Genomic DNA, 26,842 nt, shown 5'->3' with positions numbered 1-26,842 from the left:
TAGGCATATGTGTAGCTATGCTTGGCCGGCCTGCTGGTCGCCACCACGCAGCGCGTCTTGATAGGTTTTTTCAAGTTTTTTCAGGCGTTTTTTGCCAACGCCACCGAGCACTTCAATTGCATGGCGTAAGCGCGCACGACTGATCTCTGGCCCCAATACTTCCATAGAATCAACCACGGAAATCGAGGCAGTGGTACCGGCAATAGCGACAAACAAGGGCGGCATAAAATCTTTCATTTTTACGCCCAAACCGTTCGCCAATTGTTTAATGGCCTCAAACAAAACATCACGCTGCCAGTTTTGCTCAGCCTCAAAACGCCACAAGGTACATTGCAGCACCGTGACCAACTGCTCCTCTTCCAAAGCTGACACACTGAAATCTTCCGGCTTTAAGGGCAACATACCGGAAAGGAAGAAGCCGGCCAAAGGCGCGATATCGGTAAACACTTCAATACGCGGCTGTAGATGGGGAATCATCTTCATCAGCGTATCGCGATTCAGCGCCCAGTCTTGCAGGCGTTCAACCATCTGCTCCGGACTGAGGTTTTCGCGCAACCAAAGCCCGTTGAGCCAACGCAGTTTTTCCACATCAAAAATGGGGCCACCGAGACTCACGCGCTGAATATCGAAATTGGCAATCATCGTTGCCAGATCAAATTTCTCGCTCTCATCGGGCATTGACCAACCCATGCGACCCAGATAATTGAGCAACGCTTCTGGCAGGAAACCCATGCGCTGGTAGTACAAAATGCTGGTCGGGTTTTTACGCTTACTGAGTTTGCTCTTGTCGGGGTTGCGCAGCAGCGGCAGGTGGCACAGCACCGGCATCTCCCAGCCGAAGTATTCATACAGCAATTTGTGCTTGGGTGCGGAGTTGATCCACTCTTCACCGCGCAGCACATGGGTAATGCCCATTAGGTGATCGTCTACCACATTGGCCAGATGGTAGGTGGGCATACCGTCAGATTTCAGCAGAATTTGCGCATCGACCTGCCCCCAATCCAGCTCAATTTTGCCGCGCAGCAAATCATCAATCTCACAGCGACCGTCATCCTCAGGCACCACCATGCGAATAACAAAGGGCTCTCCCGCCGCCTCACGGCGCGCTTCCTCTTCCGCAGGCAAACGCAAGTCGGAAGGTTTCAGTGCGGTAAATTGGCCTTCTGCCTGACGGCTTTCACGCAGAGCATCCAGCTCTTCCGGCGTGCGGTAGCAGCGAAAAGCCAAGCCTTTAGCAACGAGCTGTTCGCAGTGCTCCCGATAAATTTCGCTGCGCTCACTTTGGCGATAGGGGCCGCAAGGACCGCCTACATCCGGGCCCTCATCCCAATCCAAACCCAGCCAACGCAGCGAATCTAAAATAGCTTGCTCTGATTCCGGCGTAGAACGCTGTTGGTCGGTATCCTCGATACGCAGCAAAAACTCGCCACCCTGACTTTTGGCAAAGCAGTAATTGAACAGTGCGATATAGGCAGTGCCGACATGCGGATCGCCAGTGGGAGAAGGCGCGATGCGGGTACGGATTGTCATGCGGAAGCATCCTTAAAAGGCATTAAAAAATAAGGGAGCGAGTTATAAGGGCTGCTAAAGCAATAAAGCCAATATAACGCCTCGCCGAATAAAGCCGGGTATTATACGTTGCCCGGCGCAATCAGCCAGCGCCATCATGTACAATGAGTGCATTCTCTTTTAGGTTACACAGTTTGAAACCCCCTAGCTCTTCACCCACTGACAGCTCGCACCGTCTCACCAATGGCAAGGCAGAAACTTTACTCAACCGCCGTTTTTGCGCCGCCCCGATGCTGGACTGGTCAGACCGCCACTGCCGCTACTTCTGGCGACAATTAAGCCAACACGCCGTACTGTATACCGAGATGGTCACGACCGGCGCCCTACTGCATGGCGACCCTGAGCGCCATTTAAATTTTTCGGCGGAAGAATTACCCCTCGCCCTGCAATTAGGGGGTAGCAATCCAGCGGAGTTGGCCCACGCCGCAAAAATGGCGGAAAACTGGCACTACAGTGAAGTAAACCTAAACTGCGGCTGCCCTTCTGACCGGGTTCAAAACGGTTTTTTTGGCGCCTGCCTGATGTCTCGCCCCGAGCTGGTAGCAGACTGCGTAAAAGCCATGAAGGACGCCTGCGATATACCAGTCACCGTAAAACACCGGATCGGCATAGATGATCAGGAAGGCTATGAACCCCTGCGGGATTTCGTTGGACAAATTCAAGCCGCCGGCTGCGATGCCATTATTGTACATGCACGTAAGGCTTGGCTGCAGGGATTAAGCCCCAAGGAAAACCGAGAAATCCCACCGCTGAACTACCCGATGGTCTATCAACTCAAACGGGATTTTCCCGAGTTGGAACTGATTATTAATGGCGGCATCAATACCTTGGACGAGGCTGAAGCACATCTGTCACATGTGGATGGCATTATGCTCGGCCGCAGTGTGTACCAAAACCCTTGGCTATTGGCTGAAGTTGACGCCCGCTTTTACGGCGAGCCACAAAAAAACCTCGACCCATTGAGCGTGGCCCGCCAAATGGGGGACTATATTGAACAGCAATTACAATCTGGCGCTAGATTGCACCATATTACTCGCCATATGCTGGGGCTGTTTAACGGCATGCCGGGAGCGCGCCAGTTCAGACGCCACCTCAGCCAACAAGCCTTCAAGCCGGAATCTGGTATGGAAGTATTGGAAGCCGCGCTAACAATGGTAGAGTCAGCGATTGCCCATAATGAGGAGCGCGCTTCACAACTGGCCCAGCGCGAACAGAACTAAGCAGAATTAAAGGAAAACAAGAATGAGCAGTAAACTGGATCAACTGCGTGGCATGACCGATGTGGTTGCCGACACCGGCGATATCGATGCCATTAAGCGATTCTCGCCGCAGGATGCCACCACCAATCCCTCGCTGATTTTAAAAGCCGCGCAACTGCCCCAGTACAAAGCCTTGATTGATGAAGTGGTTGCAGAAACCAAACCCAGCAGCGCGGATACCGCTTCAGTAAAAGCCGCCGGCCTACTACTCGCCACGCGTATTGGCGGCGAAATTACGCAACTAGTGCCGGGCAAGGTTTCTACCGAAGTGGATGCTCGACTGTCTTTTGACACTGACGCTACCCTTGCTGAGGCCCGCAAAATCATTGCTTTGTATCATGAGATGGGCATCGACAAATCGCGCATTCTGATCAAAATTGCCTCCACTTGGGAGGGCATTCAAGCGGCAAAAATTCTCGAAGCCGAAAATATTGAGTGCAATTTAACCCTGCTGTTTTCTCTCACCCAGGCGGCAGCTTGTGCCGAAGCGAATGCCACCCTGATATCACCCTTTGTTGGCCGCATTCTCGATTGGCACAAAGCGCGCGGACTAGAACCCTCCACCGCCTTTGACGACCCCGGCGTGCAATCGGTTAGCCAGATTTACAGCTATTACAAACAGCACGGCTTCAACACCGTGGTGATGGGCGCCAGCTTCCGAAATATCGGTGAGATTGAAGCACTCGCAGGCTGTGATCGACTCACCATCAGCCCTCAGCTACTCGAAGAATTGGCCACCGAGCAAGCCGAGCTTCCACGTCAGTTGAGCCCGGCTCAGAGCTTCGCGCCACTCCCACGGCTACAGCATAATGAAGCCGACTTCCGCTGGGCGATGAATGAAGACGCGATGGCCACCGAAAAACTGGCCGAAGGTATTCGCGCCTTCGCCGCCGACCAACAAAAATTGGAAGCCATGCTGATCGACTGGCAGGCGTAGATCGCAAACTATGTTTGATGTCATAAAGAAATTTTTCAGCGCTGATGAGGCGCCAGAAGAGAGCATGAGCCTGGCCTTGGCTGCCGGCGCCTTGCTAATGGAAGTTAGCAAGGCCGACTACAGCCAGGACGCAAGCGAAGTCGACAAAATTCGTGAGCTGTTAGTCCAGCACTACCAAATCTCCCTGCAGGAGATCGAAGGATTTATTGCCTCTGTACAGGGCACCGCGAGTGACAGCACCGCGCTCTACCCCTTTACCCGCTACATCAATGACAATTGCAGCATTGAAGAGAAGTACCAGCTAGTACACGCACTGTGGACGGTCGCAGCGGAAGATGGGGTAATCTGCAAATACGAGGAACATCTGATCCGTAAAATTTCGGATCTGATTTACTTACCGCATCGGGAATTTATTCGCGCAAAGCTGGACGTTACAGACTCGCTGTAAGCCTAGTGTCGACAAGACCAGCGCTGAGCATAAAGCTAGAAAGCGTAGTAATGCATCGGCTGAATCTATGAAGCGTTGACTCATATCGCGAATGAGTCAACGCTCCCCAGTTAAAAGCACTGGCCTTCTAGGAGGGTCACCAACTCTCGAAACTTAGCCTTATTACTCTCACTCAGGCCCATCAGTACCCGGTGGGCTTCCAGCACTTTATCCCGCACGCCCTCTTCATCGGAATCTAGCATAGGCAATTCGCCAAGATCTTCATCGTCTAGCAGCGGTTCCTGACGAATACGAAAGACCTTATCGAAGCCCATGCTTTCGAGCACGCGGGTAATATCGGGATTGGTCGAGAGAATCAGGGGAACAAAGCAATGTGCGGCTTTGGCCTTAATGGCCAGCTTAGCGAGCAGACCGAGGGTAGTGCTATCGACATTGACCGCATCGGCCAAATCAATAACCACACTGGCAAACCCCTGGCTTGCCAGCATTTCATCAAAAAACTCGTCCATGGTGGTACATAAGGTCAGGCGTACATCGCCCACCAGTTTCACCACAAACGCGCCATTATGTTCCGCAACTAGAATTTTACCAGGCTGCATCAGCCTATAACCTACTTACCACGAGAATGGCGATATCGTCCGGCGCTTCGTCCATTTCGTCAAGTCCGAAAGCCGTGAGCAATTCACTAGAACGCGTCTGCCCGTTTCCGAGTAATTCCAGCAGCGCATTTTCCTTTTTCTCCACGCTCTCTTCATCGATCACTTCAAGAATACCGTCAGAGAACAGGGTCAATACCGCCCCCTTGGGAAACTCAATAACGTGGTCGGTGTACTCGGCCTCGGCAAACAACCCCACCGGCAGGTCGTGCTCAGACAAAAACGTGGCTTCACCGTCAAGGGCAATTGCCGGTGCAGGCAAATGCCCGGCCACCGCATAACAGAGCTGATGAGAGCGTAGATCAAACACCCCTACGCACATGGTTACGTGCTTACCAATGCCCATTTCCAGCAATTCGCGATTAGCGATATTCAACATTTTGGCAGGCGACAAAATGGCCTTTGAATCGCGGTGCAAATAATCACTGCGCTTGCGGGCAAACAGGTTTTTCAAAAAGATAGTGACAAAAGCCGAGCTGGCCCCATGACCGGAAACATCGGCAATAAAAAAGGTCGCGTGGGTCTCACCGACTAGAAAATAATCGACAAAATCGCCACTCAAATAAAGCGAAGGCAAAATATGGAAGCAGAACTGATAATCCGCAATCTGCTTGGGCGTATCCGGTAACAGCACTTGCTGAACATGCTTGCCGGCTTGCTGATCCATTTGCAATAAGGTGAGGCTTTCCAGCAGGTCGCGGTTGGCGTTTTCTAACTTGGTTCGATAAGCGAGGTTTTCCCGCTTCAGTTCGCAGCGCTCAACCGCCCGGTTCAGCATATGCCGCAGCACATCGCTGCTTTCGGGCGGTAGCATCAGGTAGTCGGTGGCGCCGTGGCGAACAGCTGAAACCACATCGGCCACATTTTTGCGACGAGAAACGCCAATCAGGGGAAGTTCGCGGGGGTCTTCGGCCATTTCACCGAGCAGGTCGATACCCCAGCCCTCGGCGAGATCAATATCGATCATAACGCTGTCGATCTCTTCCTCGCGGAAACAATCGAGCGCAAGCTGCCTATCAGCCACAGAAATGACTTCGACATTTAATGTGTTCAGCGCATCAACCAGTGCAAAATGTACACTGTCCTGATCTTGAACAAGTAATAGCGTATGGGGGTTCATCGCAAAGTCGGTTCAGCTGCCAAAGACCAGCACCCGCCTATTAAAAATCATCAAAGGACTCAAAGTCCTCGCCACCGAAACTGTCTTGAAAAACACCATCACTGATTTCAAAGTCTCGCCGTTGCAGGTAAACACCTTTAAAAAAAGTATAGCGATCACCGCTAATCAATTCATCCGCACCCAGAAGTGAAGCACGAAGCTGTAATAAATCCAGTCCGCTCAGGGCATAACTGGCCGCTTCTGGATCAACCGCGCGATTAGGAGAAGTATAGCCATCGACACCACGACCGACACCGTCACGCAGTGTGCTTGGGCCAAAAAAGGGAATCACCAAATAGGGGCCACTTTCCACGCCCCAAACGGCAAGGGTTTGGCCGAAGTCCTCTGAATGACGCTCAAGCCCGATATTACCGGCAACATCAAACAGCCCCAAAACCCCAATTGTGGTATTGATTAAAAAACGCCCCACCGCCAAACCCGCCACGCTGGGCTTAGCTTGTAAAATGCCATTACCAAAATTGCGCAACTCTTCGAGATTATTGAAGAAATTACCAATACTTTGATCCACCACCGAGGGTGTAACTTCTTTATATCCCTTCGCCACGGGGCGCAGCACGTAGCGGTCGGCGGCGTCGTTAAACTCAAAAATTTTACGATTTAGGCCTTCCCAAGGGTCGCGGGGATCGTCACCGGCAAACGCAAAATTGCTACTGAATAGGGGCGCAAGGAGAAGTGAAAAAATAACGGTTAATAGCCGCGAACAGGCCATAGGGCAACTCAACTTAATGTGTCGTTTTCTGTTATTGATAACCGGGTTAAACGCTTAAACGTTGCCACACGTTAGCGCAAGTTCCGCCACTTTGCCATTACTTATCGGCAAGGTTGGAAAAATTACCGTTGGCGGTCTAGCAACAATATGTCGTTACGATAAAGCTGATGAAGTAGATCAAGGGCAAAACTGGAAATGGCAGACCAAGATTGGCCGTGGCGGTCGCAAAAATCTTCTAGTAACTGCCCCGCCGTTCGTTCCTGAGCAGGTTCGAATTCTCGTACCTCGAATTCCCTTAAAAGCAAGGCGGTGAATTGATTGATCGCCATAAACTTCACTTGCTCATCCCGATTGCGGTACACCACCAGAAAAGTCGCTTCAGCCGGCGGCATTTCCGGCTGAAAATCCGCGCCAATCTGCTGAACCGGAAAGCGGTAAGCCAGACTGTAAGCCAAAGGTGACAGGATCAAATTTGCATCGAAAATAGCCTTTTCATGCAGCTCTGGCTTTTCAGTTTCGAATTCAGCATCAGAAACATCCAACGCCAATTCAACCCATTCGTAATGGGCAAGCTCGTTAAAAAAATCGGGAACAGAAAGGTGTGCTTGCGACTGGTCGAGAAATTCAAGAAAGGTCTCGGCAATGCTTAAAAAATACGGACTGCGGCAAGGATGATCACGCATGAACTGGCGCACCAAGCTGCGCCACTGAGAATCACCAAGAACCCGCCGACATACCGGAAAGGCCTGACTCAAAAAATCGTAAAAATTATTAAAAAACAGATCCTGATAAATTTTCAGGCGGCGGGCCTCAATCCCCTCTGGCGAGTCAATATCCGGATTGCGAATAGCGCGACTGAGCTGCTGCTGACGTAATTGGAAGGATTCCATCACGCCCCTCTTCTCGCATCCACAGATCTAGCATCGGCTGAGCATAAACCTAAAGCCTTAGTTTGGGCCTGCCGGATACGATTAATCTCGGATAACAGCGAGACCATCGGTGGATAATTAAAGTCCCGCTCCAGCAAGGTGGGCACCGGGCCGCAACGCTGATAGGCCAGATCGAGCAAATGCCAAACCGGCTCGATTACATCACTGCCGTGGGTATCCACTCGCAAGTCCTCCGCCTCCACATAATGCCCGGCGATGTGCATATACCCCACCCGCTCCAGAGGTAAAGCATTCAGAAACTCACTGGCATCGTAGCCGTGATTGATACTGTTGACGTGGATATTGTTCACATCCAATAGCAGGCCGCAATCCGCTTCAGTTAACACCGCAGCAATAAATTCAGCCTCACTAAGCTCGGTAGCAAGCGGGGTGTAATACGAGGCGTTTTCGAGCAGAATTTCCTGCTCCAGAAAATCCTGAACCTGACGTACACGCTCTGCCACATGCACCACGGCTTCTTGGGTAAACGGAATCGGCATCAAATCGTAGAGCTGGGCCTCATCGGCACAGGCGGTGAGATGTTCACTGTAAAGTGCACAATCATAGCGACGAATAAAGTCGCGGATGTTGCCGAGCAAATCCCAATCCAGTGGCGCAAAGCCACCGATATTAAGAGAAAGCCCGTGCAGGCTGACCGGAAAACGCTCAGCCAATTCATTGAACTGGCGGCCAAACCGACCGCCCAGCCCAATCCAGTTTTCCGGCGCGACCTCAAAGAAATCAATATCACCGGTTTGAAGTTCACGAAAGTCAGGGATAAGTCCTCGCCGCAAACCCAAGCCGGCTTTTGCGCCGGTAAATTCCTTGGCTATGCTTACATACCGCCGCATTTAGCCTCGCCGCACTTGCCTTCCATCATGCCCTTGGCGTCTTTCATTTCTTTGCTGTGATCGCAACGCGCTTCACCGCAGCTTTCCTCACCGCAAATTTCGCTGCCGCATTTCGCTTCGCCACACTTACCTTCCATCATGGCCTTGCTGTGCTCACATTTACCTTCACCGCATTTTGCCTCGCCGCATTTGCCTTCATGAGCCGCCTTTTCAGCGCCGCATTTCGCTTCGCCGCACTTGCTTTCAGTCTCGGCCTTGCCGCCACAACGCGCTTCAGACTCTGCCGCTTTACCGGCATTGCTGCTGTAGTTAGCCAGATCATAGCCGGCGCTCAGCTCCGTAGCCGCAAAGGGATTGGTATCGGCCATAACTGGGGCGATAGCACCGCCGAGAATAACCGCACCAAACGCTGTAGCCAGAGGCTTCTTATTAAATGTTGCCATGTTGTTCTCCTGTTTGCGCTTTGCGCAGAGTGTAAAATTTAAGCGAATAATTTGCCGGTTCAGCCTAGCTATTCTTAAGATGCCTTGGCTAGCTGAATGTTACATTTGCGGCGATGTCTTTCCACAATATTTTTAGACGCTTTTCAGAAACTGGGGATTGGGTTCCCAAATTCTGGGCAAATAACGACACCCTAAATTCTTCGAGCTGCCAACGAAACTCGGCAACTTGTGCCGATTGCCGCAGCGCTTCTGGGTGTTTCTTTATTAACGTATCGAGCTTTTCCTGGAATCCATCTAGCACCAAAGTCCACTGCCGATCCCGCTGATAATTGCCATTAAGTTTGTCAATACGTTGCAAAATAGCTTGTAAATAGCGCGGCAAAGCCGCCAAGCGCTCACCTTCCAGTTCAGTGATAAAACGCTCGGGGAACAGGCCGGCAAGCTGGCGCTGTATATCGCTAATGCTGTGCATCATGGTCAGCACATTGAGTTTTTTTAAGGCTTTTTGAATCTGGGCCCGCAAACTCAAAATCTGTTCAAGCTCGTTTTTTAAACTGTCTGCCGCTGCCACAAATTCACTGCGCGACTGCTCCCAAAGTGCTGAGAAAGCCTGTGAGTCTCTGGGCAAAGTTTGCGCAGATAAGGCAAAGCAACGCATGGCTGCGGCCAATAACATCGACTCAATCCACGCCTTGCGATTTTCGCTAATAGTCGCAAATTGCAGTTGCGCCGCATTGCCTTGAAACCACTGACTGCGCAGGGTTTTACACTGTTGGGCTAACTTTAATAACAGTAGCCGAGCCACACCAAAGCGCGTGAGATATTGCGCTTCGGCTTCTGTTTCAGCCAAATCCAGCACGACTTTATCGCCCATATCACGCAAGCAGGGATACGCTGTTAAAGTGGCGCCCGCTTGTTTAAATTGATACTCGCGGGGCAGATCGCCAAATTCCCAAGCGGTGTACTCGCGCACCTCAAACCCGCCGGAGGTTTCTGTGGCGATACTGCGTTGTATTTGATCTGCCAACTGGGTGCGCAAACGCTGAAGATCACGCCCTTGCGCCAGTAATTTGCCCGCATCATCTAATACCCGAATATTCATCAGGTAATAGTCATCGATCTCGGCCCCGCCCCACTCCTTAATATCGACTTCAATACCAGAAAGCCGTTTTAAGGCGTGAGCCAAATCCGGCAGCAAAGCCTGTTCCGACGGTTTCAATTCGGTCAGCGCGCGGTCAACATAATCCGGCACTGGCACTAACTGCTTGCGCTGGGATTTGGGTAAGGCCTTGACCAAGGCAATACATTTATCCCGCAACATGCCCGGCACCAACCATTCCAGCGCGCCCTCTGGGACTTTATTGAGCATCGCCAAGGGAATACTGATGCTCACGCCATCGGCGGGATTACCCGGTTCAAAGTGATAACTCAGTGGATAGCTGGTACCGCCAAGGCGAATGGATTTTGGAAACTGCACCGCGCCAAACTGTTCGCTGCGCTGCATTAACATGCTGCGTTCCATAAACAGGCATTGCGAATCTTTTTGTTTGCCTAGCCAGCTTTCAAGGTGCTTGGCGGTGACAATTTCCTCGGGCAAGCGCTGCTCGTAAAACTGAAAAATTTCTTCGTCTGAAACCAGAATATCCCGCCGCCGCGCTTTGTCTTCCAGCTCGGCAATTTCAGCCATCAAGCCACAGTTATGGGCAAAAAACTTGGCCTTGCCTTTGTAGCGCCGCTCCACCAGCGCTTCACGAATAAATATCTCCCGCGCCAGCAACGGATCAATCGGCCCGTAATGCACCCGATGCCGCTCGCGAATTGGCAAACCGTAAAGCAGCGTCTGTTCAAAGGCCATCACCCGACCACTCCGGGCTTGATAGTGCGGCTCGGAGTAATTGCGTTTTAGCAAGCTGTCGTTAATGCCAAACACCCATTCGGGGTCGATGCGGGCCACACCTCGAGCATAGAGCTGCGTGGTTTCAGACAATTCGGCGGCAACGATCCACGCCGGCGATTTTTTGAATTGTGAAGAACCGGGAAAAATTCGCAGCTTTCTACTGCGCGCACCAAGGTATTGCCGGTCTTCATCTTTTTTGGCAAGCTGACCGAGAAAACCGCACAGTAATGCCCGGTGCAGCGAGTTGTAATCCGCCGGCTCGGCATTCTGTTTCAATTGTAATTGGCGGCACATCAAGCTGAGCTGATGATGAATCTCTCGCCATTCTCGCATCCTTGTCCAAGACAAAAACTCCTTTTGGCAGAGCTTGCGCCACTGGCTATTAGACAGCGCTTGTCGCTGCTCTTCGGCGTAATCCCACAAGCTAACGTAGGCGAGAAAATCCGATTCTTCATGCCAGAAGCGGCGGTGTTTTTCATCTGCGGCCTGTTGCTTGTCGGCTGGCCGTTCGCGGGGATCTTGGATACTCAGCGCACTGGCGATCACCAGCATTTCACGCAGGCAAGACTGCTCCGCCGCCGCCAACATTAAGCGCCCGATACGGGGATCAACCGGGAACCGAGCAATATCCTGCCCGGCTTGGGTAAGTTGATCTTTGTCTACCGCACCCAACTCCTGTAACAGGGCAAAACCATCGCGAATAAAGCGCGAGTCCGGCGGATCAACAAAAGGAAAACGGCGAATGTCTCCCAGGCGCATCTGCAACATTTGCAGGATAACGGCGGCCAGATTGGTGCGCTGAATTTCGGGGTCGGTAAACTCGGGCCGGCGCAGATAATCCTCTTCGCTATATAGGCGATAGGCAATCCCCGGCGCGACCCGGCCACAGCGCCCCGCCCGCTGGTTGGCACTGGCTTGGGAAACCGGTTCTATGGGCAAGCGTTGCACTTTACTGCGCACACTGTAGCGGCTAATACGGGCGGTGCCCGAATCAATCACATAGCGAATTCCCGGCACGGTCAATGAGGTTTCCGCCACATTGGTGGCAAGTACCACACGCCAGCCTCGACGCCCCTGCAGGTCAAAAATACGTTGCTGCTCGGCATTACTTAAGCGGGCATAAAGCGGGAGCACTTCCGCACCGGGCAGTTCCGCGCGGCGCAAATGTTTTGCAACATCACGAATATCCCGTTCACCACTGAGGAACACCAAGGTATCGCCGTCGCGGTGGCGGCCTTCGCGCATCAGCTCGCGCAAAACCTCCTCAACCCCCTGCCCCAGATCATTGTCTTCACTGAGTTCTTCCAGTGGGCGATAGCGGTATTCCACGGGAAAGGTTCGACCAGAAACCTCAATCACCGGCGCATTATCAAAGTGCCGGGCGAAGCGTTCTACATCGATAGTCGCCGAGGTGATAATAAGCTTAAGATCGGGGCGTTTCGGCAATAGGGTTTTCAAAAAACCCAATAGAAAATCAATATTGAGGCTGCGCTCGTGGGCCTCGTCGATAATGATGGTGTCGTACTGATTTAAAAAGCGGTCCTGCTGAATGGCTGCCAGCAAAATACCGTCGGTCATCAGCTTGATATAGCTATTCGGGGTACTGACATCTTGGAAGCGCACTTGATAGGCCACCGCCTCACCCAGCGGACTCTGCAATTCATCCGCGATGCGTTGGGCCACCGTACGCGCCGCCAGCCGGCGCGGTTGAGTGTGGGCAATCATACCGCTGATGCCGCGCCCTAATTCCAAACAGATTTTGGGAATTTGGGTGGTTTTACCCGAGCCGGTTTCCCCGGCGATAACAACGACCTGATGTTTGCTAATGGTTTCCCGAATTTCATCCAGCCGCTCGCAAACGGGTAACTCAGGATAACGAATTTCAGGAACACGCTGTCGGCGCTCAATCACGCGCTGCGCAGACTGAGCGATACGGTTTTCCAATTTGGCAATATCTGTTTCCGAGGCTTTGCCCTCGTCAAGCTTGCGAAATTGCTGCAAGCGGCGGCGCAGGGAAAATTGATCGGCCAGCATGCACTGGTCAATTCGGCTTTGCAGGGAATTCCAATCAGGTTTGTCGCTCATCGGCGCAGAAATACAACTCAATAGACATCATTTTCAGGCCATAAAAAAAGGCGCCGTAGCGCCTTTTTCACTTCAATGAAGTGGCTTAGGCAGATTCTGCCCTAAGCTTGGCCAACTCTTCATCACGCAGTGAACGACGCAGCACTTTGCCCACATTGGTTTTGGGCAGCTCGTCGCGCACTTCGATGTATCGCGGCATTTTATAGCCAGTCAAACGCTCACGCAAAAAGCCTTTCAGCTCGTCTTTGTCGATGCTTTGTCCCGCTTTAGGCGCAACAAAGATTTTTACTGCCTCGCCAGATTTCTCGTCGGGCACACCAATCGCCGCACATTCACCAATTGCGGGGTGAGAGCTGAGCACATCTTCAATTTCATTGGGGTAAACATTGAAACCGGAGACCAGAATCATGTCTTTCATGCGGTCAACAATCCGCATATAGCCATCTTCCTGAACCACGGCCACATCGCCGGTATGCAACCAACCGTCTTTAATGGTTTTGTCGGTTTCATCAGGGCGCTGCCAATAGCCCATCATTACCTGCGGGCCGCGTACACAAAGTTCACCGCGCTCACCAATCGGCATTTCTTCGCCGTTTTCACCGGCAATTTTGATTTCAGTGCCGACCACGGCAACACCGATGGTGCCAATCTGGTTGTGACCGCCGGAGTTGATCGATACCACTGGAGAGGTTTCGGTCAGGCCGTAGCCCTCGAAAATTTCCGCACCGGTCAATTCTTGCCAAGTTTTTGCGGCACCCGCGGTCAAGGCCATACCGCCTGACAGGGTCACTTTCACCGAGGAGAAGTCCAAATCTTTAAATTCTGGGTGGCTGCAAAGTTGCACAAACAGCGTATTGATGCCGCTCATACCGGTCCACTTCCAGCGCTTCATTTCCTTGATCACCGTATCCAGCTCACGAGGATTTGGGATCAGTACCGCCATATTGCCTTGCATCATGGTGCTAAAGGCCAGCATGAACGAATAAATATGATAAAGCGGCAACGGTGCGAGGAAGATCTCCTCACCCTCATTTAAACCATAAGATTCAAAATTCAGTTTGCTTTGCAGCACGTTAGCCATCAGGTTGCCGTGGCTGATCATCGCGCCTTTAGAAACACCGGTTGTGCCACCGGTGTATTGCAGCAAGGCCAAATCATCCAACACGGGAGCCGGCTTTTTAAATTGCCCTGACTTCCCTTTAGCCAGTGCCTTGCGCAAGCTCAGGCTGTTTTGAAAATGGAGTTTGGGCACCATTTTCTTAATGTATTTCACCGCGCCATTAATAACCGGACGCTTCCAGCCTTTATGTAGGTCGGCAATCTGGGTGGTAATAACCAATTCAACAGGTGTATCGGCAACCACTTTGGATGCGACTTCCGCGACGTTTTCCAATACCACTAGAGCCTTGGCACCAGAGTCATTTAATTGGTGTTTCAGCTCGCGTTCGCTGTACAGCGGATTAGTGTTTACCACAATCAAGCCTGCGCGCAGGGAGCCAAACAGGGCAACCGGATATTGCAGGATATTCGGCATTTGCAGGGCAATGCGATCGCCAACTTTAAGATTGGTATGGTTCTGAATAAAAGAAGCGAACTGGGCGGTCAGTTGATCAAGTTCAGCATAGCTCAGAGTTTGCCCCATGCAGAAAACCGCCGGCTTTTCCGGATATGTTTTCAAGCAGTGTTCAAACATTTCCACCAGATTCGGGAAAGCCTTCAGATCCGCGTCCTTGGGAAAACCGATTCGCTCTCGTGCTGCCTCAATTGCTGCGGCAACGCTGGTTATTTGCTCAGCCAAAATAAGTCCCTCGTCTTGTTATACTGGTTTCGCCCGAGGATGGGCTCACTACCGATGATTTCACAAACCCGGCAAGTTATCCATTATTGTAATCACTGTCAACACTGTGCTGACAGGCCTATTTACGTCACTTCGGCCAAGCCGCTTCGACGCACTTAACTTACAAACTAGCTTCCATATGCAGCGACAACAAGCGCCGAGTGTATTCATGTTGGGGTGACTCATACACCCGAGTCACATCATCGAATTCGACCCGCCGTCCCTTGTACATCACCGCCACCCGATCTGACATATGCCGCACCACCGCCAAATCATGGCTAATAAATAGCATAGCCGTGTTCTGCGTTTGTTGAATATCTTTCAGCAGCGCCAAAATTTGCGCCTGCACGGAAACATCCAAGGCCGACACCGCCTCATCACAAACCACTAATTTAGGTTCAACTATAAAGGCGCGAGCGATACCCACCCGCTGTCGCTGTCCACCCGAAAGTTCATGGGGATAACGGCCTGCGGCCGCTGAGCTAAGGCTAATACGATCCAGCCAAGCGCGCCCTTGTTGAAACGCAGTCTGTTTGGATTGGCCTTGTAGTAGCAAGGGCTCGGTCAGGCTATCTAAAATTGTGCGCCGCGGATTCAAACTGCTATAGCTGTCCTGAAATACCATTTGCACCACGCCGGAAAAGCGGCGGAACTCGGCGCTGGATGCGTGTAATTTCCGGGGCTGACCGCAGAGCAGCAACTCGCCCTGTTCTCGCGACTGCAATCCGGTAATGATGCGGCCCAAGGTCGATTTACCCGAGCCACTTTCACCGACCACGCCGACCACTTCGCCGGGCAAAATATCGAGATCGACATTATCAACGGCGACCTGTTGATCGCGCCCGCGGCCAAATACACAGCGCAGCCCTCGCGCCTGCAACACTGACCCGGTATTAGTCATGCTGAGCTCCCCTTACCTGCCCTTGCTGCGACAAATAGGTTTGGAAAGCCTCGTGCCAACGCCAGCAGCGATGATCGCCATTGGCATCGTGAAATAATTCCGGCGCTTGATCGCAAATTTCCATCCGCTGACTACAGCGGGCAGCAAAACCACAGCCCGATGGCGGCCTGCGTAAATCGGGAGGCTGCCCGGCAATCCCCTGTAACGGTTTGCCGCCGGATAAATCCGGCACCGCAGCTAATAGCGCCTTGCTATAAGGATGGAGCTCTTTTGTCGTACTACCCGTAAAAAAGGTTTCAACCGGCCCCTGCTCCACTACCTGACCGGCATACATAACCGAAACCGAGTCGGCAATTTTGGCGACAACACCAAGGTCATGAGTAATAAATAAAATGGCCGTACCCCGGCTTTCTCGCAACTCATTAAGCAAGCCCAAGACTTCCTGTTGCACGCCAACATCCAGCGCCGTGGTCGGCTCATCAGCAATCAAAATCTGCGGTTCACAGGCAATCGCCATTGCAATCATCACCCGCTGCAACATACCGCCGGAAAACTCAAAGGGATAACGGTGGGCACGCTTTTCCGCATCGGTAATCGCCAACCGCTCCATCAATTCAATTGCCCGCTGCCAAGCCTGACGCCGGCTCAAGCCTCGGTGAATACACAGCGGCTCGGCAATCTGCCAGCCCACTTTCTGAGTGGGATCAAGAGCGGTCATCGGATTTTGAAAAATCATCGCCAAGCGATTGCCGCGCAGTTTTCGCCATTGGCCATGATGTTGATTGGGAAGCGCCAAGTTTTCTAGCTGGAAACGATCCGCACGCCGTACCGATTTGGAAGGCAGTAAATCAAGCAGACTCAAACCGGTGATCGATTTACCACTGCCTGACTCCCCCACCAATGCGCGAAATTCCCCCTCCGCGAGTGAAAAAGACACCCCGCGCACCGCCTTAACCGAATTTGGTCCTCGACCAATCTCAACCTGAAGGTTTTCAACATTGAGCAAGTTCATGACAGCTCCCTCAAGCGGCTGTCGCCGGCATCGCGCAAGGCATCACCCAAGGTGTTAAACGCCAACACCGCAATGCTAATCATCGCCGCAGGCAGTAACATTTGCTGAGGATGGGAGAGCAAGGTTTTAATACCGTCATTACACTGCGCGCCCCACGACGTACTTGGCGGCGCCACACCCAAGCCAATAAAAGAAAGAAAAGCCTCAGTAAAAATTGCTGAGGGTACGGCAAAACTAAAACTCACCAGAATCATGGGCAAAACATTGGGCAGCATATGACGCACAATAATTTGCAATCGCCCCATCCCCGCCAATCGTGCTGCTTCTACATAGGGCTGTTGGCTTAGGCTGAGCACTTGCCCGCGAATCAATCTGGCGCTGCCCGTCCAACTCATCATCACCATAGCGAGAATCAGAGGAAACACACCGTCTTCACCCGGCCCTATACCAAAAGCGACCCGAAGCAAAATCATAAACAGCAAAAACGGCAGGGCGATAACAAAATCCACCACCCGCATGGCGACATTATCTAGCCAGCCTCCCGCTATACCGGCAAGCGCACCGTAAAGGCAACCAAAGGCGATAAACAAACAGGGCGCGATCAAGCCGACCATTAATGAGGTACGCCCACCGGCCATCAAGCGAGCCAGAATATCCCGCCCCAATGCATCGGTTCCCAGCGGATGCGCCGGCAATATCACTCTCCCACTCTGCTCTGGCAAGCCTTGTAACTGCGCTTCAAACCGAGACATCGCCGGCTCCGGCGTCACCTCCCATTCAGCAAGAACTTTATCTGAACCCTCGGCCTTCACCGTGTAGCGATAGCGAGTTTCTGCCAGTTGCAATTCATCTTGATAATACGCGACTCTGCTCACCGCCAAAGGAATACCTAAGCCTGACTGTTCGGCAAAATTGCGAAACACCTGATAAGCATGCACGCCTTCAACAGCGGGCCACTGCAAGCGCACAAATTCGGTGTTGGCGGAATGCACCACCGCTGTTTGAACCTCGCCACGGGGCTGCCAAAGGGAATCGTTATCTACCAAACGCGCGCTATTCGAAGCCGAAGGCCCCATCGATATTTGCGACAACCACTGCCGGCTGGGGTCTTGCTGCCAAACTAGCGGCCCGATAAAGACAAAAACCAGCAGCAAAACTATCGCCACTCCCGCCAACTTTCCGCTACGGCTAAGTGAGGGACTAGGCATCGCCAAGGGTAATTCGACACTTTCAGGCCCATTGCCGGAACAAGCTCCATCACCAGCTAATGGATAAGTAGTAGACAATGAATAGGGTCGAAACAGATCGTAAGAAAGAGACATCTTCATTAGCGCCCCCTGCTGTATCGAATTCTGGGATCAATGAGGCCGTAGGCAATATCCACTGCCACCACCATAATGACCAGAAAGGCACCATAAAATACGGTTGTGCCCATAATCACCGTGTAATCCAGCTGCTGCACGGCCTGTACGAAATATCGACCCAGACCGGGAATAGCGAAGATCAATTCCACCACAAAACCGCCAGTGGTCAGCGCCGCAATCGCCGGCCCCAATTCGGTAACAACCGGCAATAAGGCGTTACGCAATTGGTGCGACCAAAACAAGCGCCAGCCGTAAGCTCCCTTGGCCCGCGCCGCGAGAATGTATTCGCTATTCGTCACCTCCAGCATCGATGCGCGCATCAAGCGACTTAGATAGGCCATGGTGCCCAAGCCCAGCACCAGAGCCGGCACCCAAAGATGAGAAAAGCCACCCCAGCCAGCCACCGGGATCAACGGCTGACCAAGTCGATTATTAAGCTGCACAATAAGTAGCTGGGCCACCGCTGCAATCACAAACCCCGGCACTGAAATTGCCGCCACCACCGCCATCATCAACAATCGATCTGGCCATTGACCACGAAACTGGGCAGCGATGGAGCCCGCCGCGACTGCACCGATGAAGGCGATAAGTAATGCCGTGATCCCAAGCATCGCGGAGACCGGAAAATGCTCGCGAATAATATCGTTGACCCGGCGATTTTCCTGAGTAAAGGAAATTCCAAAATCGCCTTTCAACATATTGCCCAAAAACAATCGGTACTGCGTAACAAGGGGTTTGTCTAAACCATAACGCTGCTCTAACTGCGCCCGCACCGCAGGTGACATCGCCTTGTCCCGGGTCAGCGGATCTCCTGGTACCGCGTGCATGGCGAAAAAAGTGGCGGTGGCAATAAACCAGATCGTCACTGCGCCGGACAGCAGTCGTTTAAAGGCAAAAGTCCACATTAGCGCTTCCCCTCTGGGAGAGCGATCCACGCGTCGCGGAAATTAGGGTCACCGCCAAAAATAGAGCGCCGCACCCCGCGCAATTGTGGGTGCTGAACATAGAGACTGGCACTTTCGTAGGTTGGCAAAATCGGCACGTCCTCTACGACCAACTCTTGCAACTCGGCCATCGCCTGAAAACGCAATTTGGGATCAGCGGTATTCGCCGCCTGACTTACCAAGGCATCGTAATGAGGGCTGTTATATCGGCCCCGGTTATTGTCATTCCACGAAGAAAACAAATCGGCGAAGGTCATAATATCGTCGTAGTCTGGCCCCCACGCTGCCGCAACAATATCAAAATCGCCCCGGCGCATTTTTTCCAATCGCTGCTTAAAAATCTGCTGGTCGATACGCAGTTCCAAACCTAAGCCCCGCTTCAACACATACTGATAATACTCCGCCTCTTGCAATGCACGAGGGCTGTCGCCTACCAACAGATGCAAGGGTGGAAAGGCGGTAATACCCAGCTCTTTTTTGGCGCGCTCCAAATAATCTCGCGCTTGATCAAGATTGGCCGTCACCCGCCTCACTGGGAATTGATCGCGAAAGTAGCTTGCCTCTCCGGTTGACCTTATCGGCCCCGTGACCGTAGTTGGGAACAGCGAATAGGCCGGCAACACACCCGGCATACCCAAAATTTTATTCACCAATATTGACGGATCGAGCAAGGCTTGCAGCGCCTTACGGAAGGATTTATTGGCGGTAATTCGCCCCTTACGGAAATTAAATTCCAGGAAGAACAGCGCGCCGGTTTGAAATTGGTGAATATCAAATCCCTGCTCCACCGCCTTATCCAATTGCCCGCTATCGAGGCTAGCTAATGCAATGCGCTTATCTCGAAATAAATTAAATTGGGCGCTGGTATCGGCAGTGAAATACGGGAGGTCAATTTCCGCAATCGCAACCTCATTTCGCCCCCAGTAATTGGGGTTTCGACGCAAACGAATCGAGGCCCCATGAATCCACTCGCTCATAATATAGGGACCGTTATACAGCAGCTTATCGGCATCGGCAGCGTAGGCGCGCTGCCAGCGCTGAACCATATCTTCCCGCAGCGGCATATAACTCATAAAGGCGGTCAAACCTAGAAAGTACGGGCAGGGTTTCTCAAACTCAACGCGCAGCTCATGCGCACCAACGGCCCTTACCCCCAAATTTTCAACGGGCAATTCGCCGCGATTAATTGCTTCAGCATTGCGCAGCGGGTAAAGAATAAAGGCGTACTGTGAGGCCGTTTCTGGTTTAAGGGCATAGCGCCAAGCAAACACAAAATCGTCAGCGGTAACCGGCTTGCCATCAGACCAGCGCGCATTTTTGCGCAACCAAAACCGGGCGCCGGTTTCGGTCAATTCCCAGCGTTCCGCCACCCCGCCCTGCAAGCTGCCATCCTGCCCGTAGCGCAGCAGCCCTTCCATCAGGTGCGACAGCAAAAAATTGGCAATGGTATCGGTGGCTTGAGCGCTATTGAGGGTGGGTGGTTCGGTGGCCAAACTCAAAGTAATACGCGACGTCTGCGCATCAACGGCCTGCGCTTGTGCGTAAGGAGAGTGAGCAAAAAACAATGCGCCACAGAATATGGCGACAAAGAATATTAAGAACGGGCTTGGCCTCTGCCCCCAATGTGACTTCACTGATAAACTTCCTTCTGCCGTCGCAGCGCCGACCATCCCTGTCGATATTAATTGACACTATTCACTCACACGACGCTATTTGCAAAACTTACCACCTTCAGCATAGTAAAGACATTAACGTTGACACACTCCAAAGAATCCACCGCCGAAAATCCCTATGCCTTACAACCCGCCCAACTGGTGTGGAGCGAAGACGGTTTGCCCAGCGCAGAGGATTACGATGATGTGTATTTCTCAAGAGACAACGGCCTTGAAGAAAGTCGCTATGTTTTTTTGCAGCACAATCAATTGGAACAACGCTGGCGAAACCTCGACCCCGCCAAACCGGGCCGCTTTACCCTAGTCGAAACCGGCTTCGGCAGCGGCCTGAATTTTCTGTTGTGTTGGCAGCTCTGGTTACAAAGCGCGCCTGAAAGTTGGCAGTTGCAGTATTTGTCTTTTGAAAAGCACCCCATGCGCGGTGAAGATTTAGCCCGATCTCAAGCCTATTGGTCAGAGCTCGCACCTTTAGCCGGCATCCTTCAGCAAAACTACCCGCCACTGATTCCAGGCCAACACCGACGCTGGCTATCAAGCAATGCTTCTCGCCACCGCGTTTGTCTTAACTTGGTATTTGGCGATCTCCACGACACCTTGCCTGAACTGCTGGACAGCGACTGGGCCTTAATTAATAAAGACACCCTTAATAAAGACATCCACAATAAAGACACCCACTTGCCAGCACTAAACCGCCCGGTGGTGGATGCCTGGTTATTAGATGGCTTTGCCCCCGCAAAAAATCCCGGCATGTGGCAAGAGCCCCTGTTTAGTTGCATGAACTTACTTAGTGGCGAGCACACTACTTTTGCCACCTTTACCTCTGCCGGCATTGTTAAGCGCGGACTCAAATCAGCAGGCTTCAAAGTAGAAAAGGTGAAGGGCTATGGCCGCAAACGGGAGATGCTGTGCGGTAAGTGGCAGCCGGATTACGCCCTTACCGAACCCCCAGCAATACCCTCACCCGCCCTACCTTGGCACCAACCTTCAAGCCATGGCGAGATCAAGCATATTGCCATTATCGGCGCGGGACTGGCGGGCTGTAGCACGGCAGCAGCGCTAGCCCAGCGCGGTTATCGCGTCACAGTGATTGAACGCCATTCACAAACCGCGACCGAGGCCTCAGGCAATCCCCAGGGTATTTTGTACACCAAACTGTCACCTGACCCCGGCGCACTCAATCATTTCACGCTATCTAGCTTTCTCTATTCGCTAAACTATTACCGCGAATTGCTGGAGAATAATTCGAGCATTGAGGGTGAGCTTTGCGGCGTTCTGCAATTGGCGGCGAATGAAAAAGAAGCGCTCAATTTTGAATTGCTCGGGCAACAGTTAGCCGGGCAACATTGGCTGAACTTGCTGCCAGCAGAAAGCGATGCACTCAAAAATTTAGGCCTTAGGCCATTTAACCGCCCCGCTCATTTCTACCCAGATGCCGGCTGGTTAAATCCTGCCAGCCTATGTGCGCACTGGTTAAATCACCCCAATATTGAACTTTGCACCCAGACCGAAGCGCTGGCGATCACACTAGGCAACACTAACTGGAAAATTTCAGGGGCGCACGATTTCCAACTCGATGCCGATGCCGTGGTGATCTGCAACGCCAACGATGCCAAAGCGTTTAATCAGTCGGCGTATTTACCCACCCGCGCCATTCGCGGCCAGCTCAGTTATATCCCGGCAGATACTCTGCCGTCGCCACTAAAAACCGTGATCTGCCACGAAGGCTATATCGCCCCAGCGCAGGGCGGCCAATACTGTATTGGTGCCAGTTTTGATTTAAAAAATACGCACACGGAGTTGAACGACAAGGATCATCAGTGGAATCTGGAACAGTTGCGAGCGCTAATACCAGAACTGGCTGAAAAAGACATTCCCATTTTAGGCGGACGCGCCGCCCTGCGCTGCGCCAGCCCAGATTATTTGCCCATTGTCGGCGCCTTACCGAATATAGATGAGGTTGATCAGAGCTATGCTCCACTGCGTAAAGATGCGCGTAAGCACATAGCTGAGACCCCCGCAAATCTGCCAAATCTGTTTATCAATATCGCCCACGGTTCGCGGGGCTTAACATCAACCCCGCTGTGTGCTGAACTGGTCGCCAGCTATATTGCCGGTGAACTTCGTCCTCTACCGAGGAGTCTATGTGAACACTTGGCCCCTACCCGCTTTTTGATTCGGGATTTAATGCGCAACCGGCGATAGGATTCACCTTGATTAAACAGGCCCTTTTCTCAACCTTGTATTTTATTGCGCGACTTTGTCGAGTGGTTGGCTTTCCGCTGGCGGCAATGCTGCTCTGTTTCTCTGCGACCAGCTTTGCCAGCACGGCAACATCTAGCGAGATTCCCAAACTCGACTGGCGAATAATCCAGCAATATCCCCATCAGCCAGCCGCGTTTACCCAAGGACTGGAGCTGTATCACGGGCGTTTACTCGAAACCAGCGGCCGCTACGGCCAATCCAAGTTTTTCTCTCGCCCCTTCCCACCCAAAGACAGCACACCGGCAGAAGTGCGCGGCTTTGCCTTCCCGCCCCAATGGTTTGCTGAAGGCCTGACTATTTATCAGGGCAAGATTTACGTGCTGAGTTGGCGCGCCCAACGCGGGCTGATCATCGACCCAGAACATTTTTCTGTGCTCGGGCAATTCAGCTACCGCGGTCAGGGCTGGGGGCTTTGCTACCACCGCAATTTCGGCGGCGAAGATGGCGCTTTTGTGATGAGTAATGGTAGCGAGCAATTGCAATGGTACTCCCCCAAAAACATCGAATTACTTAAACAAACGCCAGTAGAATTTAATGGCCAACCACTGGATAAATTAAATGAGCTGGAATGCCACGGGGACTATATCTTGGCCAACCGCTGGCTCAGCAATGACATTGTTATTATTGAAGCGGCAAGCGGAAAAGTGATCGCAAAACTTGATCTTTCTGCACTGGTCGCACAAGAGCAACTCACCTGGAACAGCACTGAGCCACCTAAAACCCAACGCCGCGATGCGGTTCTTAATGGCATTGCCTATGACTCAGAAGACGACTCATGGTTAGTTACTGGCAAATTGTGGCGGCATATTTATCGCCTGCGATTTAGCTTGCCGAATACCGCCAGCAAGTAATACGACAGCCAGCAAGTAAAGTGCTAGGCTAGCAGCGTAAGCTGCTCAGCTATGACTCCCAAAATTAGGCCCAACAGAAATAAGGACCGCAATGAACCAAGCCCTCTCATCTGACTGTTTCGACAGCTTTGAACCCGTAAATCGCGAAACCATTACCGCATTGGGTATTGATATCAGTGAGTACCGTCACCGCAAAACCGGAGCCAGTCACTATCACATAAGCAGCGACAACCCTGAAAATGTCTTTATGGTTGCCCTGCGCACCGTGCCCGAAGACTCTACCGGTGTGGCCCACATTCTTGAACATACCGCGCTTTGCGGCAGCGAGAAGTTCCCAGTTCGCGACCCATTTTTTATGATGATTCGGCGTTCACTAAATAGTTTTATGAACGCGATGACCAGCTCCGACTGGACCGCCTACCCTTTTGCCAGTAGCAACCGCAAAGACTTCGACAATCTGCTTCAGGTGTATATGGATGCAGTCTTTTTCTCGCGCCTGCACCCACTGGATTTTGCCCAAGAAGGCCACCGCCTGGAATTCGCCGAGGCCGACAACCCCAACTCAGAGCTCGTTTATAAAGGCGTTGTTTTTAATGAAATGAAAGGTGCCATGAGCTCTATCAATAGCCGGCTCTGGCACACGCTCTGCAAATATCTCTTCCCCAGCGTCACCTATCACTACAATAGCGGCGGCGACCCGGAAGCCATTCCCGATCTGAGCTATGAACAGCTTCAGGAGTTCTACCGCACCCATTACCACCCCAGCAACGCCATCTTTATGACCTTTGGCGATATCCCCGCCGCCGAACACCAGGCCCGTTTTGAAGAGCTAGCTCTGTCGCGCTTTGAATTGCTGGAAGAACATATCGCGGTTCCTAACGAAAAGCGCTACCACGCGCCAATTCGCGCTGAAGAGGCTTACCCCCTTCCCGCCGAAGAAGACCCAGCCAATAAAACCCATATAGTGATGGCTTGGCTGATGGGCAAAAGCACCGATCTCGAAAGTCAGTTGGAAGCCCAGTTACTTGCCGGCGTACTGCTAGATAACAGCGCCTCACCACTGTTGCACGCATTGGAAACCACTCAGCTCGGCACGGCGCCATCGCCCTTGTGCGGACTGGAAGATTCCATGCGAGAAATGGTGTTGGCCTGCGGTATCGAAGGTGGCAATACCGATTCAGTAGAAGCCGTTGAAACCCTGATTCTCGACACCTTGAAAAAAGTTGCCAAAGACGGCGTTCCACAATCCGATGTGGAAGCCGTGCTTCATCAATTGGAACTGCAGCAGCGGGAAATTGGTGGCGACGGCTACCCCTATGGTCTGCAATTGATAATGCACGCCATTGGCAGCGCAACCCATCGCGGTAATCCCGCGGATGTTTTGAACCTAGATCCTGCACTGGAAACCTTACATCAAAAAATTCAGAACCCTGATTACATTCCCAACCTAGCCAAAGCGCTGCTCGATAATCCCCACCGGGTCACCCTGATCCTGCGCCCCGATCAACAGTATCAACAGCGCATGGAGCAGGCCGAAAAGCAACGCTTAAGCGAGCTAAAAACAGAACTCGACGACGCTCAAGTCGAAGCGATTCTGGCGCAAACTAAAGCCCTGCAGGAACGCCAAAATCTCAAAGAAGACGAAAGTATTCTGCCCAAAATTGGCTTGGACGATGTCCCCGCCGACATTCCGGTATTGGAGTTCGATCAAACCCAATTTGGCGAATTGCCCGTTACCCGTTATGCCCAGGGCACCAACGGACTGGTCTATCAGCAAGTGCTATTTCAATTACCCTCGCTAAACGACGCCGAAATTGAGTTGCTGCCCTTTTATTGTCGACTGCTTACCGAGCTGGGCCTAGGCGAGCAAAACTATTTGCAGGTGCAATCTCGTCAAGCGCAAGTGTGTGGTGGCATCTCCGCTTATTCGAGTATGCGCGGCGCCATTAATAACGAGCAGGAACTTGGGGCTTATTTGGTACTGTCTTCCAAGGCGCTATTACGCAATGCCAGTGAACAAGCGCAGCTAATGCGAAAAACCCTTGAGCAAATTCGCTTCACGGAAACCGAGCGCATTGTCGATGTCATCAAACAAATCAGCGCTCGACGTCAATCTTCGATTACCGGCAATGGTCACGGACTGGCAATGACCGCCGCCAGCGCGGGCATGAGCCCACTAGCCCGGATCTCGCAAAAGAACGCTGGACTCGAAGGCATCGCAAGCCTCAAACAACGCGTTACCACATTGGAAAATTCCGATTCGGTTAACGAGCTGAGTACACAACTTAATGCCCTGCACGAAAAACTCATGAAGGGCAGCCGTAGCTTACTACTCGTAGCGGACGCCGAACATATGACCGCCTTGAGTGCCGAACTGGAATCGCTGTGGCAAGGTTTTGAAGGTGCTGAAACTGCCGGGTTCGAGAGTCCCGAACTGCGAGAAACCCGCCGTCAGTTCTGGGTTGCCAATACCCAGGTTAATTTCTGCGCAGCCGCCTATCCCACGGTGCCATCCGCCCACCCTGACGCTCCTGTATTAACCGTACTGTCTGGCTATTTACGCAATGGCTACCTGCATCGCACCATTCGCGAACAAGGTGGCGCCTACGGCGGCGGTGCGTCTCAAGATTCTAATATTGCCGCATTCCGCTTTTATTCTTATCGCGACCCACGCCTGCAAGACACCCTAAGCGACTTTAGCGCCTCTATCGACTGGATGCTAAAAACCCCCGTCGACGAAGAAGCCCTCGAGCAGGCCATTCTTGGCGTGGTTTCCAGCATTGATAAGCCCGGCTCTCCCGCAGGTGAAGCCAAGCAGGATTTCCACAACCGCCTGTTTGGCCGCAATCCAGAACAGCGCAAGCAATTTCGCCAGCGAGTTTTAGAAACCACCGCCGAAGACTTATTGCGCGTGACTCGGAACTACCTCGAAGGCGTTACCCCGAGCATCGCGATTGTCAGCAATGATGCACAGGCCAGCGCACTTAAAGACTGGATTAGCGCCGAAGGACTGGAGATTAAGAAGGTCTGAGTCA

Annotated in this window: 20 protein-coding genes; 6 read left to right on the top strand and 14 right to left on the bottom strand. The window is 52.3% G+C overall.

From position 1 onward, the window contains the following. Positions 1-15 precede the first annotated feature (15 nt). Positions 16-1,530, bottom strand: coding sequence for a glutamate--tRNA ligase (gltX, locus tag IB286_RS05715; RefSeq protein ID WP_190763384.1), 1,515 nt, complete (start codon positions 1,528-1,530; stop codon positions 16-18). 173 nt (positions 1,531-1,703) lie between these two features. Here gltX and dusA point away from each other — a divergent pair, with 173 nt between their 5' ends. Genes dusA through IB286_RS05700 form a run of 3 tightly spaced genes read left to right on the top strand, consistent with a single transcriptional unit; the run spans position 1,704 to position 4,213 of the window. Beyond that, positions 1,704-2,789: a tRNA dihydrouridine(20/20a) synthase DusA gene (gene dusA / locus IB286_RS05710; RefSeq protein ID WP_223826137.1), complete on the top strand. Its 1,086-nt coding sequence runs from the start codon at positions 1,704-1,706 to the stop codon at positions 2,787-2,789. Positions 2,790-2,811: 22 nt separating this feature from the next. Continuing rightward, positions 2,812-3,765 carry a transaldolase gene (gene tal, locus IB286_RS05705; protein WP_190763380.1) on the top strand — a complete coding sequence of 318 codons (954 nt, stop codon included), beginning with the start codon at positions 2,812-2,814 and terminating at the stop codon, positions 3,763-3,765. Between the two features lie 10 nt (positions 3,766-3,775). Next, positions 3,776-4,213 (top strand): tellurite resistance TerB family protein, encoded by a 438-nt coding sequence (locus IB286_RS05700; protein WP_190763378.1) that lies wholly within the window; start codon positions 3,776-3,778, stop codon positions 4,211-4,213. 110 nt (positions 4,214-4,323) lie between these two features. Here the strand turns inward: IB286_RS05700 and IB286_RS05695 are convergent, their stop codons facing one another. From IB286_RS05695 to IB286_RS05635, 13 genes are all read right to left on the bottom strand, one after another. Next, the gene (locus IB286_RS05695) at positions 4,324-4,812 is read right to left on the bottom strand and encodes an STAS domain-containing protein (RefSeq protein WP_190763376.1); all 489 of its coding nucleotides are present in this window, start codon (positions 4,810-4,812) and stop codon (positions 4,324-4,326) included. Positions 4,813-4,816: 4 nt separating this feature from the next. Further along, positions 4,817-5,989, bottom strand: coding sequence for a PP2C family protein-serine/threonine phosphatase (locus tag IB286_RS05690; RefSeq protein ID WP_190763374.1), 1,173 nt, complete (start codon positions 5,987-5,989; stop codon positions 4,817-4,819). Between the two features lie 40 nt (positions 5,990-6,029). Next, positions 6,030-6,758, bottom strand: coding sequence for an MlaA family lipoprotein (locus IB286_RS05685; protein WP_190763372.1), 729 nt, complete (start codon positions 6,756-6,758; stop codon positions 6,030-6,032). Positions 6,759-6,880: 122 nt separating this feature from the next. Continuing rightward, positions 6,881-7,648: an HvfC family RiPP maturation protein gene (locus tag IB286_RS05680; RefSeq protein ID WP_190763369.1), complete on the bottom strand. Its 768-nt coding sequence runs from the start codon at positions 7,646-7,648 to the stop codon at positions 6,881-6,883. Next, entirely contained in the window at positions 7,648-8,538 is an 891-nt protein-coding gene (locus IB286_RS05675) for an HvfB family MNIO-type RiPP peptide maturase (protein ID WP_190763367.1), read from the bottom strand. The genes IB286_RS05680 and IB286_RS05675 overlap by 1 nt, the downstream gene beginning before the upstream one ends. Beyond that, the gene (locus tag IB286_RS05670) at positions 8,523-8,981 is read right to left on the bottom strand and encodes an HvfA family oxazolone/thioamide-modified RiPP metallophore (protein ID WP_190763365.1); all 459 of its coding nucleotides are present in this window, start codon (positions 8,979-8,981) and stop codon (positions 8,523-8,525) included. The genes IB286_RS05675 and IB286_RS05670 overlap by 16 nt, the downstream gene beginning before the upstream one ends. Before the next feature lie 88 nt (positions 8,982-9,069). Then, positions 9,070-12,963, bottom strand: coding sequence for an ATP-dependent RNA helicase HrpA (gene hrpA, locus IB286_RS05665; protein WP_190763363.1), 3,894 nt, complete (start codon positions 12,961-12,963; stop codon positions 9,070-9,072). Positions 12,964-13,048: 85 nt separating this feature from the next. Next, positions 13,049-14,761: an AMP-binding protein gene (locus IB286_RS05660; RefSeq protein WP_317889710.1), complete on the bottom strand. Its 1,713-nt coding sequence runs from the start codon at positions 14,759-14,761 to the stop codon at positions 13,049-13,051. Positions 14,762-14,921: 160 nt separating this feature from the next. Continuing rightward, complete coding sequence (locus tag IB286_RS05655) at positions 14,922-15,701, bottom strand: ATP-binding cassette domain-containing protein (protein WP_190763361.1); 780 nt, start codon at positions 15,699-15,701, stop codon at positions 14,922-14,924. Next, positions 15,694-16,713 (bottom strand): ABC transporter ATP-binding protein, encoded by a 1,020-nt coding sequence (locus IB286_RS05650; protein WP_190763359.1) that lies wholly within the window; start codon positions 16,711-16,713, stop codon positions 15,694-15,696. The genes IB286_RS05655 and IB286_RS05650 overlap by 8 nt, the downstream gene beginning before the upstream one ends. Then, the gene (locus tag IB286_RS05645; protein ID WP_190763357.1) at positions 16,710-18,041 is read right to left on the bottom strand and encodes an ABC transporter permease; all 1,332 of its coding nucleotides are present in this window, start codon (positions 18,039-18,041) and stop codon (positions 16,710-16,712) included. The genes IB286_RS05650 and IB286_RS05645 overlap by 4 nt, the downstream gene beginning before the upstream one ends. Continuing rightward, positions 18,041-18,982: an ABC transporter permease gene (locus IB286_RS05640; RefSeq protein WP_190763355.1), complete on the bottom strand. Its 942-nt coding sequence runs from the start codon at positions 18,980-18,982 to the stop codon at positions 18,041-18,043. Before IB286_RS05640 ends, IB286_RS05645 begins: the two co-directional genes overlap by 1 nt. Beyond that, positions 18,982-20,655 (bottom strand): peptide ABC transporter substrate-binding protein, encoded by a 1,674-nt coding sequence (locus tag IB286_RS05635; RefSeq protein ID WP_190763353.1) that lies wholly within the window; start codon positions 20,653-20,655, stop codon positions 18,982-18,984. The genes IB286_RS05640 and IB286_RS05635 overlap by 1 nt, the downstream gene beginning before the upstream one ends. A 120-nt stretch (positions 20,656-20,775) precedes the next feature. On the opposite strand from IB286_RS05635, the gene mnmC reads away from it, so the two are divergent. From mnmC to IB286_RS05620, 3 genes are all read left to right on the top strand, one after another. Further along, positions 20,776-22,896 (top strand): bifunctional tRNA (5-methylaminomethyl-2-thiouridine)(34)-methyltransferase MnmD/FAD-dependent 5-carboxymethylaminomethyl-2-thiouridine(34) oxidoreductase MnmC, encoded by a 2,121-nt coding sequence (mnmC, locus tag IB286_RS05630; RefSeq protein ID WP_190763352.1) that lies wholly within the window; start codon positions 20,776-20,778, stop codon positions 22,894-22,896. An 8-nt stretch (positions 22,897-22,904) separates the two neighbouring features. Continuing rightward, a complete protein-coding gene (locus tag IB286_RS05625) occupies positions 22,905-23,807 on the top strand; it encodes a glutaminyl-peptide cyclotransferase (RefSeq protein WP_190763350.1) in 903 nt (300 codons plus the stop codon). Positions 23,808-23,898: 91 nt separating this feature from the next. Further along, on the top strand, positions 23,899-26,838 hold the full coding sequence (locus IB286_RS05620) for an insulinase family protein (RefSeq protein ID WP_190763348.1): 2,940 nt from the start codon (positions 23,899-23,901) through the stop codon (positions 26,836-26,838). Positions 26,839-26,842 lie beyond the last annotated feature (4 nt).

It is taken from the genome of Spongiibacter pelagi (genome assembly GCF_014705705.1).
Taxonomy (GTDB): Bacteria; Pseudomonadota; Gammaproteobacteria; order Pseudomonadales; family Spongiibacteraceae; genus Spongiibacter; species Spongiibacter pelagi.
This window is presented reverse-complemented; position numbering and strand designations above follow the sequence as displayed.

Bases quoted from the DNA above. Each gene is read 5' to 3' on its own strand.
- gltX (WP_190763384.1), bottom strand. From the start codon at position 1,530: ATGACAATCCGTACCCGCATCGCGCCTTCTCCCACTGGCGATCCGCAT.
- tal (WP_190763380.1), top strand. From the start codon at position 2,812: ATGAGCAGTAAACTGGATCAACTGCGTGGCATGACCGATGTGGTTGCC.
- IB286_RS05700 (WP_190763378.1), top strand. From the start codon at position 3,776: ATGTTTGATGTCATAAAGAAATTTTTCAGCGCTGATGAGGCGCCAGAA.
- IB286_RS05695 (WP_190763376.1), bottom strand. From the start codon at position 4,812: ATGCAGCCTGGTAAAATTCTAGTTGCGGAACATAATGGCGCGTTTGTG.
- IB286_RS05690 (WP_190763374.1), bottom strand. From the start codon at position 5,989: ATGAACCCCCATACGCTATTACTTGTTCAAGATCAGGACAGTGTACAT.
- IB286_RS05685 (WP_190763372.1), bottom strand. From the start codon at position 6,758: ATGGCCTGTTCGCGGCTATTAACCGTTATTTTTTCACTTCTCCTTGCG.
- IB286_RS05680 (WP_190763369.1), bottom strand. From the start codon at position 7,648: ATGGAATCCTTCCAATTACGTCAGCAGCAGCTCAGTCGCGCTATTCGC.
- IB286_RS05675 (WP_190763367.1), bottom strand. From the start codon at position 8,538: ATGCGGCGGTATGTAAGCATAGCCAAGGAATTTACCGGCGCAAAAGCC.
- IB286_RS05670 (WP_190763365.1), bottom strand. From the start codon at position 8,981: ATGGCAACATTTAATAAGAAGCCTCTGGCTACAGCGTTTGGTGCGGTT.
- hrpA (WP_190763363.1), bottom strand. From the start codon at position 12,963: ATGAGCGACAAACCTGATTGGAATTCCCTGCAAAGCCGAATTGACCAG.
- IB286_RS05655 (WP_190763361.1), bottom strand. From the start codon at position 15,701: ATGACTAATACCGGGTCAGTGTTGCAGGCGCGAGGGCTGCGCTGTGTA.
- IB286_RS05650 (WP_190763359.1), bottom strand. From the start codon at position 16,713: ATGAACTTGCTCAATGTTGAAAACCTTCAGGTTGAGATTGGTCGAGGA.
- IB286_RS05645 (WP_190763357.1), bottom strand. From the start codon at position 18,041: ATGAAGATGTCTCTTTCTTACGATCTGTTTCGACCCTATTCATTGTCT.
- IB286_RS05640 (WP_190763355.1), bottom strand. From the start codon at position 18,982: ATGTGGACTTTTGCCTTTAAACGACTGCTGTCCGGCGCAGTGACGATC.
- IB286_RS05620 (WP_190763348.1), top strand. From the start codon at position 23,899: ATGAACCAAGCCCTCTCATCTGACTGTTTCGACAGCTTTGAACCCGTA.